A 12146-nucleotide genomic window follows, 5' to 3' on the forward strand; every position below is an offset into this window, starting at 1 on the left:
ATGGGAAGAACTCTCAGCGTGACGAAATCCGGCGATCTCGAGATCGTCATGACAAGGTCCTTCGACGCACCGAGGGCATTGGTGTTCGACGCGTGGACGAAACCCGAGCTGGTACGCCGGTGGTTCGGTCCGCGCGACTGCGAGGTCGTCGAATGCGAGATCGACCTGCGGGTCGGCGGCGGATGGCGCTACCGGCTGCGCCACGGCGGCGGGATGGAGATGCTGCTCCAAGGCGTCTACCAGGAGATCGACCCTCCGGGACGGCTCGTCTCCCTCGAGACGAACGAGGACTGTGAGGCGTCGGAGGGGCAGGCTTTGGCGACTCTGACGTTGGTCGAACAGGACGGGGTCACCACGCTGACCCAGGTGGTGCGGTACGGCTCGAGGCGGATCCGGGACGCCGTACTCGAATCCGGGATGGAGCGGGGCGTCGGCGAAGGCTTCGACAAGCTGGCCGAGGTCGTGGCCGCTCCGGTGAGGGCGGGAACACGATGAACGCCATCGCCGACCGCTATCGCGTCAGGGCCGACGCCTTCGAGAGCAAGGTAGCCGCCGTCGAGGCCGGGCAATGGGAGAGCGAGTCCCCCTGCGCGGAGTGGAACGCCAGAGATGTCGTCGGGCACATCGTCGACATGCACGGCGCGATGCTGAGCCCCTTCGGACGTACCCTCGGGCCTGCGCCATCACTCCTGGACGACCCGCTCGGCGCATTCCGGGCGGCTCGCGCCGATGTCGAAGCCGTCCTCGACGATCCCGTGCTCGCGGCCACGGAGCACGAGACCCCGACGGGGAAGATGACCGCCGAACAGCACATCGATCAAGTCGTCAGTGCCGACATGGTGATCCACGGCTGGGATCTGGCCAGGGCCACCGGGCAGGACGACACGATCGATCCGGAGGAGGTCGCGCGGATGTGGCCGGCGGCGCAGGCGATCCCCGAACAGATGAGGATCCCGGGCGTCTTCGGGCCCGGCATCGTCGTCTTCGGACCTGAAGTCAAGGTGCCCGAAGACGCGCCCTTGCAGGACAGGCTGCTCGGACTGATGGGCCGGGACCCGAACGCCTGATACAGGTCAGACGTGGATCCCGCGATGCCGCCGGACGGGCCGGGCGGGAACCGGTACCTCGGCGGTGTCGGTCCCCTTGGCCGCGGCCAGGACACGTTCCAGAACCGACAGAGAGGTGGTGAGCAAGGAAATCTGGTTCTGGATGCGGGTCTTGGCGATCTCCAGTTCGCCGGTCAGCTCCGGCGAAGGCACCAAATGCGTGTGGTCCCCGGAAACACAGGGAAGGAGTTCCGCGATCTTGCCGCTGCACAACCCGGCTGAATAGAAGAGCTGGATCTGCAGCACCCTGGCGATGTCGTCTTCGGCGAAGGTCCGGTAGCCGTTGCCGCATCGGTCGGGGCGCAGCAGGCCTTCCGTTTCGTAGTACCGCAACGAGCGGACGCTCACGCCGGTCCGCTTCGCGAGTTCGCCGATCCGCATGAGTCCACAGTAGCCGCGCAAACCGAGGTTGACCGTGACGCCGGTGTCAGGGTTTAGCTTCGCGTTCATGAGATTGCTAGAAGCGTTCCGCGGTACCGCGATCCAGCTGCCGAACCGCATGGCGATGGCTCCGATGACCAGGGGCCGCGCCGACGATCTCACCGGCGTGCCACATCCGCGGACGGCCGAGTACTACTCGCAACGGGCTGGCGCCGGGCTGATCGTGAGCGAAGGCATCTGGGTGAACGAGACCGGCAAGAGCGGTCCGGGAATCCCAGGACTGGTGAACGAGCGGCAGACCGAGGCATGGCGTGAGGTGACGGCGGCCGTGCACGAGGAAGGCGGTCGGATCTACGCGCAGCTCTGGCACGCGGGACGGGTCAGCCACCCCGGCGTGACGGGCCGGACACCGGTGGCGCCGTCGGCGGTCCGGCAGGCCGGGCGGATCTTTTCGGCCGGCGGCTGGACGGACACCGTCGAACCCCGGGCGCTCGGCGAGGAAGAAATCGGCGAGGTCGTCCAGGACTTCGCCGAGGCGGCACGCCGGGCCGTCGAGGCGGGATTCGACGGAGTGGAACTCCATGGCGCCAACGGCTACCTCATCCAGGAGTTCCTCGCCGGCAACACCAACCGCCGGAAGGACCGGTATGGCGGCTCGGTCGGCGCACGGCTCACCTTCCCGCTCGAGGTGGTGGCGGCCGTGACCGAGCGGATCGGTGCGGCCAGGGTCGCTCTGCGTATTTCGCCGGGCAACCCGGAGAACGACATCGTGGAAGACGATTGGAAGGAGGTGTACTCACGACTGCTCACGGAACTCCGCCGGTACGAGCTCGCATACCTGCACGTCATCGATACCCCTGACGTCGAGGTGCTGTCGCATCTGCGGCCGTTGTGGCCGGGAACGCTCGTCGCGAATCTGCGGTCCGAGAAGCCGACCAGCCGCGCCGAGGGTGAGTCCTTGATCGGATCCGGCCTGGCCGACGTGGTCGCCTTCGGCAGGTTGTTCATCGCGAACCCGGACCTGCCCGCCCGATTCGCGCTCCACGCCCCGCTCGCCGAGGCGGATCACGACGTCTATTACGGCGCGCGGCTCGACGGCTACACCGATTTCCCCGCGTTCGAACCGGACTCGGCGAAGTTCGCCTGTTCGGCGCGCAGCTGATCTTGGCCGCCCGTTCTACAGTGCGGGGATGGTCAAGACGGCAGTGGAAATCGCGGCGGCTGTGCGCGCCAAGGAACTCGACCCGGTCGAGGTGACGCGTGAGGCGTTGGCCCGGATCGAGGCGGCGGACGGGGTGGTCGGCGCGTTTCGCCGGGTGCGGGTCGAGGAAGCACTCGCTGAGGCCGCCGCCGTCGCCGAACGCGCGGATCTGGCCGATCTGCCCCTGGCCGGGGTGCCGGTCGCGGTCAAGGACGTCGCGCCGATCGAGGGCGAATACGCCTCGTGGGGTTCACGAGCGGGCTCGTCGACGCTGTCCACTGAGGACGGTGAGATAGCGCGGCGGCTACGCGCCGCCGGCGCGGTGATCGTCGGCCTGACCCGGGTGCCGGAGCTGTGCATCTGGCCGTCGAGCGACGATCCGGACGGGACGGCGCGCAATCCGCGCAACCCGTCGTACGCCGCCGGCGGTTCGTCGGGCGGGAGTGCCGCGGCCGTCGCGGCCGGACTCGTGCCCATCGCGCACGGCACCGACGGGTTGGGCTCGATCCGGCTGCCGTCCGCGATGTGCGGGATCGTCGGTCTCAAACCGGGCAAGGGCGTGGTCCGCGTACCGGGGGAGGACGGCTGGTTCGGCCTGTCCACGCACGGTCCGATGACGACCACGGTGGCGGACGCCGCCGTGCTCATGTCGGTCCTCGCCGAACAGCCCGGCTTGGCGGACCTCACCGACCCGAAGCGGTCTCGCATCGCCCTGTCGACCCAGGTCCCGTTGACGAGGGCGCCGCTGCCGCGCGCGTTCAGCCGGGCCGTCACCCGGGCCGGCGAGCTCTTCCTGGCGGCTGGGCACACGGTCGTGCCCGGAACGCCGCGGTACAGCGCTGGAGCGATCGGTGGCCTCCTCGCGCGCTGGGTCGCGGGTCCGGCCGAGCAAGCGGCCGAGTTCGATCTCGCCGCACTTCAGCCCCGCACCCGTACCCACGTCCGGCTCGGGCGGCTGGTGGCCAAGCGCGTCCGGGAGACCACCCGGGAGCGCTGGCTGGAGCGTGCCGAAGAGTTCTTCGCCGACCACGATGTCCTGGTCACGCCCATGATCGCGACCCTTCCGCTCAAGGCACGCACGTGGCATGACAGCCGCTGGATCGCCAACGTGCTGCCGTCGGTGCGGGTGGCGGGATTCGCCGGGCTGTGGAATCTCGCGGGCTATCCGGCGATGTCGGTGCCGGTCGGCGTGCACCCTTCGGGCATCCCGGCCTGCGTCCAGCTCGTCGCCGCGCCCGGTGGGGAAGCGCTCCTGCTGGGCCTCGCCGCCCAGCTCGAAACGGCCAACCCCTGGCCACGCACCACCGCCTCCTGACCGCGCCCGAAAAGAGCAAGGGACCTTTGCTACCACTCTCCACAAGAGTGGTAGCAAAGGTCCCTTGCTACTTCTCGCTGGTCAGGAGCCGGTTTTGGCCGGTGACGGCTTCTGCCCGTTCGCCTTCGGGCCGTTCTGCTCGGTCTGTCCGTTCTTCGGCGCAGCGGCGGCAGGCGCCGAAGAAGCGGGCTTGGCGGGCGAGGGCTTGGCGGCGGCCGGAGCGGCGGCCTTCGACGCGGGCGGCTCGGCCGGCTTACCCGCCGGCTTCGTCTCCTCGGCCTTGCTGTCGCCGCCGACGAGCTTCGAAGCGTGCGGGATCACCGACTCCTCGGGCAGCGCCGCGAGCATCGCCTCGCTGCCCTTCAGGACCTCGTCGGCCTGCATGAGGCTCTTACGGGCCTGTTCGCGGATCTCCGCCAGCCGCTCGACCTTCCGCTGGGCGGCCGTCGTGCGCTGGGCGGCGGTCGTCGTGGCTTCGTCGAGCCGGCGCTTGGCCTCGGCGGTCGCCTCGTCGATGCGGCGCTTGGCCTCCGCGGTGGCCTCCGCGATCCGGCGTTCGGCCTGGTTCTTGCTGGCCGTCTGCTGGTCGGCGATGTGCTTCTCGTGCACCGCCTTCTGCGCCGAGATCGTCTGCTCGAACTCGCGCTCGATCTTCCGGCGCTTGCGCTCGGCCTCGTTGTCCAGCAGTTCCCGGCGCTGGGCGGCCTCGACGGTCAGCCGCTGGACCTCGGCGCGCGTCTCCGCAAGGGCGGACTCGTGCTCGGAGTGAAGCGCGTCCGCCTGCTTGTCCAGTTCGGCGACGAGCCGCGTGTAGCGCTCGCGGAGCTTCTTCGAGGCTTCACTCGAAGAAGCCCAGTGCTTCTCGGCGGCGACTTCGGCACGCTTCGTGATCTCTTCCGCGCGCGCCTGCGCGAGCGTCACGGTGCGCTGCATCCGCTCGTCGAGGTCTTCGAGTCGCTCCGGTGGCTTCTTCAGTTCCTCGATCCTGGCGTTCAGCTTCGCCACCTCGTGGCGAACGGTTTCGAGTTCGCGCGTGGCCGAGGTCGCCTGCGCGATCGCGGCGTCGCGGTCGGTGATCACGCGATGCAGCTGGGCTTCGAGATGATCCAGATACTGGCGCACTTCGTTCCGGTCGAAGCCATGCCAGGCCTGGGTGTACTCGCGCCGCAGGGGCAACAGGCCGTTGTCTCGCTCGGGAACCATGGCCACGACGGTACCTGCGTACGCGGGGTCGCCGTTGTCAGGCTTGGTGATTCACCGACGTGTGTCGTCTCTCAGCTGCGATCCCTCACCTGAACGGCCGCCACCCGTGTGCGCAGTGTCACCAATGGAAGCCGCGGCTGAGCCGGGCGAGCGCCATCGCCGCGCGGGACAGATGCTGCTCGCCCTTCCCGATCTTGAGTCCGCCTTCGCCGCCAGCGGCCGCGGAGTCCGGGAACACGCGGAATCCTTGGTAGGCCACGGCATCCGTGAGCCCCGGCGTGAGCGTGTACGCGAGTCCGATCGCCTGCCCTGCGGGCGTGCCGATGTGCTTCGGACGTTCCCGCAGCGCCTTCATCACCATGTCCGCGGCCTGATCCGGGGATTTGGTCGGAAACGCGTCGTAGATCTTCGTCGGCCGGATCATCGGCGTGCGCACGAGTGGCATGTGGATGGTCGTGAAGGTGATTCCGTCGCCGTGGGTCTCGGTCGCGGCGATCCGGGAGAAATAGTCCAAAGCGGCCTTCGACGCCGCGTACGCCGAAAAGCGCGGCGCGATTCCCTGCACGCCGATCGACGAGACGTTGACGATATGCCCGAATTTCCGCTCGGACATATGCGGCAGCACCGCGAGGATCAGCCGCACCGCGCCGAAGTAGTTGATCGCCATCGCGCGTTCGTAATCGTGGAACCGGTCGTACGACAGTTTGATCGACCGCCGGATCGAGCGGCCGGCGTTGTTCACGAGCATGTCGATCCGGCCGTGCTCGGCGAGCATCGCGTCGACGGCCTTGTGCACCGATTCCTCGTCGGTCAGGTCGGCCGGGTACACCGACGCCGTGCCGCCGGCGGCGATGATCTCGTCCCGCACTTCTTCGAGCTCTTGCTGCCGCCGCGCGACGAGCAGCGGCACCCCGCCGGCGGCCGCGACCTTGATCGCGGTCGCGCGGCCGATACCCGAGGACGCCCCGGTGATGATCACGCGACGGCCGTCCAGTTCGCCGCGCGGGCCGTGCTTGCGGGCGCGGAACGGGTCGAGGTGCTCACGCCAGTAGCGCCACAGGGTGGGCGCGTAGTCCTCGATCCGGGGCACCTCGACTCCCGAACCGATGAGTGCCTTGCGCGTCGACGCCGACGAGAACACCGACGGGAAGGCCATCGTCTCCAGCAGCACCGGCGGGATGCCGAGCCGCTCCATCACGGCGTCGCGCGCGATCGTGAAGCCGGGGATGTGCTCGCTCAGCTTCACCAGGTTGACGATGCCCTTGGACACGCGTTCGTTGAGCTGCACGGAGATGGTCGGCGCACCCGCGGCCTTCGCGAAGGCGTTGTAGACCGAGACGACCGGCTGCGGCTCCGGGTTGACCAGGTGGAACGCGCGCCCGTCGAGGCCCTTCGTGGTGACCAGGGCGTTCAGCGCCTCGGCGACGTAGTCCACCGGGACGACGTTGGTGTCGCCGAGGTCGGGGCCGACGATCGGCACGTCGGGTAGCCCGGCCAGCCTGCTGATCGCGGGGAACAGGTAGTACGGGCCGTCGATCTTGTCCATCTCGCCGGTCTCGGAGTTCCCGACGACGACCGAGGGCCGGTACACCCGCCACGGCACGTCCTGCTGTTCGCGCACGAGGCGCTCCGCTTCGAACTTCGTGCGGTGGTACGGGGTGATGAGCCGCTGGCCGACGTCGAACATCTCCTCGGTGAACATGCCCTCGTGGTCACCGGCGACGGCGACCGAGGACACGTGGTGCAGGCAGCCGGCGTTCAGGCCGGCGGCGAGCGCGATCACCTGCGCGGTGCCTTCGACGTTGGCCTTGATGCTGGCTTCGTCGTCGGCGGTGAGGTCGTAAAGGGCGGCGAGGTGCACGACGTGGTCGACGCCGCGAAGCTTCTCTCGATCCTCTTCGCCGACGCCGAGCAGCGGCTCGCCGAGGTCACCGGTGACGAGGGTGACGCGTTCCGGATGCGGCCAGGCGTTCACGAGTTTCGCGAGTTTGTCCCGCGACGACGCGCGGACGACGAGCGCGACCTTGTCGACGTCGTCCCTGGTGAGCAGCAGCCGGGTGAACTGGCGCCCGATCAGTCCGGTCGCCCCGGTCACCAGAAATGTCGCCATCTGCCTCACCCTTCACCGTGCTCGCCGCGTCCCCCGGCATTCTGCTGCATGACGACGGCGAGGACCACCACGGCGCCGGTGAAGTTACTCACGGGTAACTAGGCCGGGTCGGCGATGACGACCCGGTTCTCGGCGTAGCCGGTCTCCCCGCCGACCCAGCGGCCGCCGCAGGTGACGAGGACTATCCGATGTGGACCGGACTGGCCGAACAACTCGTCCGCCCGCTGCGGCAGCTCGTTCTTCTTCAGCGTGATCAGCTGGGAGACCTTGTACTGCCAGGACTTCCCTGCCTTGTCGACCACGGTGACGGCGCCGCCGATCCGCTCGGTCCACAGTTCCGCGAACGGACCCGTCGCACCCTTCCAGTTCACGTGCCCGGCGAACACGCTCGCCCCGGTGGCCGAGCTCAGCTCGGCGCCCCACCAGGTCACTTCGCCGAGGTTCTCCGGCACCGGAAGCTCCGCGCCCGGCCCGAGCTCCTTGCGTACGAGTTTCGCCGCGCCGCCCGCGGGCAGCCGGATCGTCCCGGGACCCTGCGGCTTCGGGGCTTCAGGCTCCTTCGACGGCGGCGGAGGAGCGGACGCCGGAGTCGTGGGGACGATGTCCGGCGGAGGCGGGACCTCCTGCTGTGCGGGCGCGGCGGGGGAGCCGCCCGCGACGGAGACGGAGACGGGCTGAGCCGTCCCCGTCACCACGGTCGTCGGCGGCCAGATGAGCAGGGCCGCGACGAGGTCCGCGCACAGGACCGTGGCCGCTCCCAGCGCGAACCCGCGTCGTACTGACATGCCAGAACCCTCTTAGCGTCGCGAAGACCGCCGCGCGGCCACGCCCACCATCACCGAACCGAGCAGCGCGAGCGCGCCGACGCCGAGGATGCCGGCGGTCGACGCCGAGTTCTCGACGGTGCCCTGCATCATCGCCACCGGCCGGTCACCGGCGGGGATGGTGCGCGGTACCTCGTTGGGCGTGTTGGCGACCTTGAGCGCCAGCGTCTCACCCGGCTTGAGTTCGCCGCAGGCGGACGGCGGATTCTTCGGGTCGAACGCGTTGGTGTAACCCGGCGGCGCGCTGACCTCGACCACGCAGATCTCCTGCGGGGTTCGCAGGTTCTCCACGGTGACCGTGCCGTTCTCGCCTTCGGTGGTGACGACGGCGGGTTTGCCGTCGGCGCCGTTGAGCGGCTTGCCGTCGTGGCCGAGGGCGGCGGTGGACTTGTCCTTGGCGGTGATCCGCAGTGCGGCGCCCGCGATCCCCTTGCCGGTCTTCGCGTCGACCTTGGTCACCTGGACCTTGCCCGGCTTCGCGACGACCGCGACACCTTGGGCCTTCAGTTCCTTCTCGCCGCCGGTCGACACGACCTTCTGCACGCCGGTCTCGACGGGGAACTGCACGTACGGCCGGTCCGCGGGGGCGGACAGCGAGCTGGCCAGCTTCGGCTGGTCGCCGGTCGGCGTCACCTTGACCGTCACGGTGCCGTCTTCGCCGGTCTTCACCGTGGTGGCCTTCTCGGCCTTGGCGTTCGAGGTCGACGCGGGCTTCGTGCTCTCGCCGCCGCCTATCGTCGCGTTGGACGGCGTGAGCTGCACGGGCACGCCGGAAACGCCCTTGCCCTTGGCGTTCTTGACGCTGATCGTCCACTCGCCCGCGGTGCCGATGTGCTGGTCTTCCTTCGGCGGCGCGATCGCGGTGGTCCACGGGCCGCGGTTGGCTTCGGCGTCCTTGGTCAACTTCTCGACGGCCGTCGCGGCGTCGGCGTGCTGCGCCTTCAACTTGTCGAGGTGGCTCTGGACGTCGTAGCCGATCTTCTCCGGCGGAAGGTTCGGCTTGAGGTCGTCGGCGGAACGCGGCTTCGACGTCCACGAGTGCAGCAGGTGCGCGAGCGCGGCGGCCTCTGCGTTGTCCTTGGTGCTGCCGTAGCGCAGCAGCAGATAGGAGATGTTGGCCGCGGTGTCCTCGGGGAGCTTCGCGCCCCACTTGTCGAGGAGTTCGTCACCGGGCTGGTACTTCTCGTTGGTGTCCGGCGCCTTCAGCTGGAAGGAGACGCAGAACACGTGCTTGCCGTTGACGACGTAGGAGCCCAGCCAGTCGCGCTCTCTGGGCTTGTCGCTGACCGTCTGGCCGGGCGTGACCTGGTAGCCGACGCCCTCCTTCTTCTCGGCCGAGGCCGGTGTCGCCGCGACGGTGGCGGACAAGGCGCCTAGCAGGCACGTCGCGATCAGGCTGGTCAAGGCGCGCGAACGCACGCTCGGGCGTGTGGTCCACCCCATGGTGTGTTGACTCCTTTGGCCGTGCTCTGCCTTCGACGCCTGTACGTCGACGCAGGTCACACGATCGATAGGTTCCCCGACACGCCTTCGGTGATTATCCGAACACGCAACGTGGAGGGTGGCGTGTGAGCAGCGGTTTTGGCAATAGGGCATCAGGTGGGGTATCGGTGAACGGTCGGTGATCTCCGCCGCATACGGTGTGGGGGATGGGCGTCGCGCCGATTGTGAGTAAAGTCGTCTTTACTTCGACGGGAACCGGGCGGCCCACGCGGTCGTTGAACCCGATGCAGGTGCCAGTAGATCCAGGAGGATCAGGTGCGATCCAGTAGCAACCCGGCGTTCCGGAACCTGCCGCGTGGCGCGGCTCAGTACGGACCCAACGTAGGCTTCAACCAACCCCAGGGCGGCGTGCCCGGCTACGGCCCTCCGCAGACCTCCGCCGGCGCCGACGACCGTCCGATGACCGTCGACGACGTCGTCATCAAGACGGCGCTGAGCCTCGGCACCGCGCTGGTGACCGGTGTGCTCACCGCGATCTGGGCGATCAGCCAGCTGCCCGTGGACGCCGCGGGCCGGATCACCGGTATCAGCGGCGGCGTGATCGGCGCCCTCGTCGGCGGCATGATCGTCGGCCTCGTGATCTCGCTCGTGATCATCTTCAAGCAGAAGCCGAGCGGTCCGCTCACACTGGCGTACTCGGCTGCCGAGGGTGTCTTCCTCGGTGCGATCAGCGGTCTTTTCGAGGCGCTGTACCCCGGTATCGCGCTGCAGGCGATCATCGGCACCGCGGGTGTCTTCGTCGCGATGCTGGTCGTCTACAAGACCGGCGCGGTCAAGGTCACCCCGAAGCTGACGAAGTGGATCATCGGCGCCGTCGTCGGTGTCGCGATCCTGATGCTGGTCAACCTCATCACCAGCTTCTTCGGCTTCAACCCGCTGCGTGACGGCGGGCCGATCGCGATCATCTTCAGCCTCGTGGTGATCGGTGTCGCGGCGTTCAGCTTCCTGCTCGACTTCGACCAGGCCGACCGGATGATCCGCGAAGGCATGCCGTCGAAGTGGGCGTGGTTCGCCGCCTTCGGCCTCATGACCACGCTGGTCTGGCTGTACCTCGAGATCCTGCGGCTGCTGTCGTACTTCCAAAACGACTGACGCCGACTCTCCGCGAAAGGGCGCTCCGAGCCATCGGGGCGCCCTTTTCCGTGGTGGCGAATACCCTGCTGGCATGACCGAACACAGGCGTTCCAAGTGGTTCTGGCTGGGCATCCTGCTGCCGGTCGCGATCGTGGTGCTCAGCGCGTCTTCGTGGATCGTCGGTTATCTCTCCAACACGGACGACGTCCGGGTGGGCGACTGCTACGCGGTCACCACCTTCGGCGACGTCGACGAGGATCCGGCCAAGGCGGACTGTGGCTCCGTCGAGGCGAATGCGAAGGCAGGGGCGAAGACCGACGCCGGCGGCGCGTGCCCGGCGGGCGAGTACGACCAGCTCACCGTCGACAAGACGTTCGCCTCGTACCGGCTCTGCATGATGATCAACGCGAAGCAGGGCGACTGCCTCGAGAACTTCCTCGCCGACAGCGTGGCCTATCAGAAGGTTCCCTGTTCGGACCGCGCGAAGGACGCCGAGGTCGTGAAGGTGGTCGACGGCGTGGCGACTTGTGACGACACCGAAGCGACCCACCTCAAGAGCTACTCGACGCCACCCTCGACGGTCTGCGTGAAGAGCCTGAAGTAGCGACATCGACCAGGGGCTTTCACTCTTTCGGGGGCCCGGGTTATGGCGTTGGTCACCGTGAGTGTTTGATACCGAGGTTCTCATTCCTCTTCACACCTGTGAGGTTTCTCGGTGACCACTTCCCAGCCGGCCCCTGGGGGCCAAATGCCGGTGGGGCAGCCCGACGTTTTCGGTCAGCCGTCTGCACCCAAGAAGTCCAAGCTCCGTTGGCTGAGATTCGCCATCCCCGTGCTCGTCGTCGTGATCGGCGGCGGTCTGTTCCTCTTCAACCACTTCACCGGGACGGGCAGCGCCCAGGCCGGTGACTGCCTGAGCGTGACCGAGTTCTCGCGAGCGGCCGACGACCCGAAGCAGATCGACTGCGGCGCGCCGGAGGCGAACGTCAAGGTCGCCGCCCGCGTGGGCGGCGGCGAATCCTGCCCCGAAGGCGGCTACGACAGCGTCTCGATGACCGGCCGGATCTCTTACAAGCTGTGCCTCATGCCCAACGTCAAGCAGGGCGATTGCCTCAAGGGCTACATCTCGCAGACCGCCGGCTACCAGAAGGTGTCCTGCACGGACCCCGCCAAGGACGCGGAACTGGTGAAGATCGCCAACGTTTCGGACGAGGCGACCTGCGAGGGCACCGAAGCCAAGCGAGTGGCGACGTACTCGACGCCGCCGACCACGTACTGCATCAAGACGGCGGAGTAGCACTAAGCGCGTGAAGGCCCCCTTCCCTCGGCTCAGTCGCGGGAAGGGGGCCTTCACGCGTGCCGGGGGAGCAAGGGACCTTTGCTACCACCCGCCATCCGGCCGCGCCGGAGCCGCCGTTCGTCGCACAGT

12 protein-coding genes are annotated in these 12146 nt (G+C 68.3%); 7 read left to right on the forward strand and 5 right to left on the reverse strand.

Annotated elements, in window-relative coordinates:
* Together AVR91_RS39265 and AVR91_RS39270 are read left to right on the forward strand one after the other, a co-directional pair.
* The gene (locus AVR91_RS39265; protein WP_063277646.1) at window positions 1-495 is read left to right on the forward strand and encodes an SRPBCC family protein; all 495 of its coding nucleotides are present in this window, start codon (window positions 1-3) and stop codon (window positions 493-495) included.
* On the forward strand, window positions 492-1067 hold the full coding sequence (locus AVR91_RS39270; protein WP_063277645.1) for a TIGR03086 family metal-binding protein: 576 nt from the start codon (window positions 492-494) through the stop codon (window positions 1065-1067). The genes AVR91_RS39265 and AVR91_RS39270 overlap by 4 nt, the downstream gene beginning before the upstream one ends.
* Before the next feature lie 6 nt (window positions 1068-1073).
* Here AVR91_RS39270 and AVR91_RS39275 read toward each other — a convergent pair whose 3' ends face one another.
* Window positions 1074-1556 carry a MerR family transcriptional regulator gene (locus AVR91_RS39275; protein WP_063823238.1) on the reverse strand — a complete coding sequence of 161 codons (483 nt, stop codon included), beginning with the start codon at window positions 1554-1556 and terminating at the stop codon, window positions 1074-1076.
* Between AVR91_RS39275 and AVR91_RS39280 the strand changes: the two genes are divergently transcribed.
* Both AVR91_RS39280 and AVR91_RS39285 read left to right on the forward strand, forming a co-directional pair.
* Window positions 1555-2649, forward strand: a complete 1095-nt coding sequence (locus tag AVR91_RS39280; RefSeq protein WP_063277644.1) for an alkene reductase — start codon at window positions 1555-1557, stop codon at window positions 2647-2649. The two genes, AVR91_RS39275 and AVR91_RS39280, sit on opposite strands and share 2 nt — an antisense overlap.
* Before the next feature lie 28 nt (window positions 2650-2677).
* Window positions 2678-4003, forward strand: coding sequence for an amidase (locus AVR91_RS39285; protein ID WP_063277643.1), 1326 nt, complete (start codon window positions 2678-2680; stop codon window positions 4001-4003).
* 81 nt (window positions 4004-4084) lie between these two features.
* Here AVR91_RS39285 and AVR91_RS39290 read toward each other — a convergent pair whose 3' ends face one another.
* The 4 genes from AVR91_RS39290 to AVR91_RS39305 form a co-directional block, all read right to left on the reverse strand.
* Window positions 4085-5206 (reverse strand): coiled-coil domain-containing protein, encoded by a 1122-nt coding sequence (locus AVR91_RS39290; protein ID WP_063277642.1) that lies wholly within the window; start codon window positions 5204-5206, stop codon window positions 4085-4087.
* 118 nt (window positions 5207-5324) lie between these two features.
* Window positions 5325-7316 (reverse strand): SDR family oxidoreductase, encoded by a 1992-nt coding sequence (locus AVR91_RS39295; RefSeq protein WP_063277641.1) that lies wholly within the window; start codon window positions 7314-7316, stop codon window positions 5325-5327.
* Window positions 7317-7414: 98 nt separating this feature from the next.
* Entirely contained in the window at window positions 7415-8101 is a 687-nt protein-coding gene (locus AVR91_RS39300; protein WP_063277640.1) for a class F sortase, read from the reverse strand.
* A 12-nt stretch (window positions 8102-8113) separates the two neighbouring features.
* A complete protein-coding gene (locus tag AVR91_RS39305) occupies window positions 8114-9583 on the reverse strand; it encodes a SpaA isopeptide-forming pilin-related protein (RefSeq protein WP_063277639.1) in 1470 nt (489 codons plus the stop codon).
* Between the two features lie 315 nt (window positions 9584-9898).
* On the opposite strand from AVR91_RS39305, the gene AVR91_RS39310 reads away from it, so the two are divergent.
* The 3 genes from AVR91_RS39310 to AVR91_RS39320 all read left to right on the forward strand — a co-directional run bounded on the left by AVR91_RS39310 (window position 9899) and on the right by AVR91_RS39320 (window position 12014).
* Window positions 9899-10735, forward strand: a complete 837-nt coding sequence (locus tag AVR91_RS39310; protein ID WP_063277638.1) for a Bax inhibitor-1/YccA family protein — start codon at window positions 9899-9901, stop codon at window positions 10733-10735.
* Window positions 10736-10808: 73 nt separating this feature from the next.
* Window positions 10809-11321, forward strand: a complete 513-nt coding sequence (locus AVR91_RS39315; RefSeq protein WP_063277637.1) for an LppU/SCO3897 family protein — start codon at window positions 10809-10811, stop codon at window positions 11319-11321.
* Window positions 11322-11432: 111 nt separating this feature from the next.
* Window positions 11433-12014 (forward strand): LppU/SCO3897 family protein, encoded by a 582-nt coding sequence (locus tag AVR91_RS39320; protein WP_228708124.1) that lies wholly within the window; start codon window positions 11433-11435, stop codon window positions 12012-12014.
* The last annotated feature ends 132 nt before the right edge of the window (window positions 12015-12146 follow it).

This window comes from Amycolatopsis keratiniphila subsp. keratiniphila (assembly GCF_001620365.2).
Classification (GTDB): Bacteria; Actinomycetota; Actinomycetes; order Mycobacteriales; family Pseudonocardiaceae; genus Amycolatopsis; species Amycolatopsis keratiniphila.

Bases quoted from the DNA above. Each gene is read 5' to 3' on its own strand.
- AVR91_RS39265 (WP_063277646.1), top strand. From the start codon at position 1: ATGGGAAGAACTCTCAGCGTGACGAAATCCGGCGATCTCGAGATCGTC.
- AVR91_RS39270 (WP_063277645.1), top strand. From the start codon at position 492: ATGAACGCCATCGCCGACCGCTATCGCGTCAGGGCCGACGCCTTCGAG.
- AVR91_RS39280 (WP_063277644.1), top strand. From the start codon at position 1,555: ATGAGATTGCTAGAAGCGTTCCGCGGTACCGCGATCCAGCTGCCGAAC.
- AVR91_RS39275 (WP_063823238.1), bottom strand. From the start codon at position 1,556: ATGAACGCGAAGCTAAACCCTGACACCGGCGTCACGGTCAACCTCGGT.
- AVR91_RS39285 (WP_063277643.1), top strand. From the start codon at position 2,678: ATGGTCAAGACGGCAGTGGAAATCGCGGCGGCTGTGCGCGCCAAGGAA.
- AVR91_RS39290 (WP_063277642.1), bottom strand. From the start codon at position 5,206: ATGGTTCCCGAGCGAGACAACGGCCTGTTGCCCCTGCGGCGCGAGTAC.
- AVR91_RS39295 (WP_063277641.1), bottom strand. From the start codon at position 7,316: ATGGCGACATTTCTGGTGACCGGGGCGACCGGACTGATCGGGCGCCAG.
- AVR91_RS39300 (WP_063277640.1), bottom strand. From the start codon at position 8,101: ATGTCAGTACGACGCGGGTTCGCGCTGGGAGCGGCCACGGTCCTGTGC.
- AVR91_RS39305 (WP_063277639.1), bottom strand. From the start codon at position 9,583: ATGGGGTGGACCACACGCCCGAGCGTGCGTTCGCGCGCCTTGACCAGC.
- AVR91_RS39315 (WP_063277637.1), top strand. From the start codon at position 10,809: ATGACCGAACACAGGCGTTCCAAGTGGTTCTGGCTGGGCATCCTGCTG.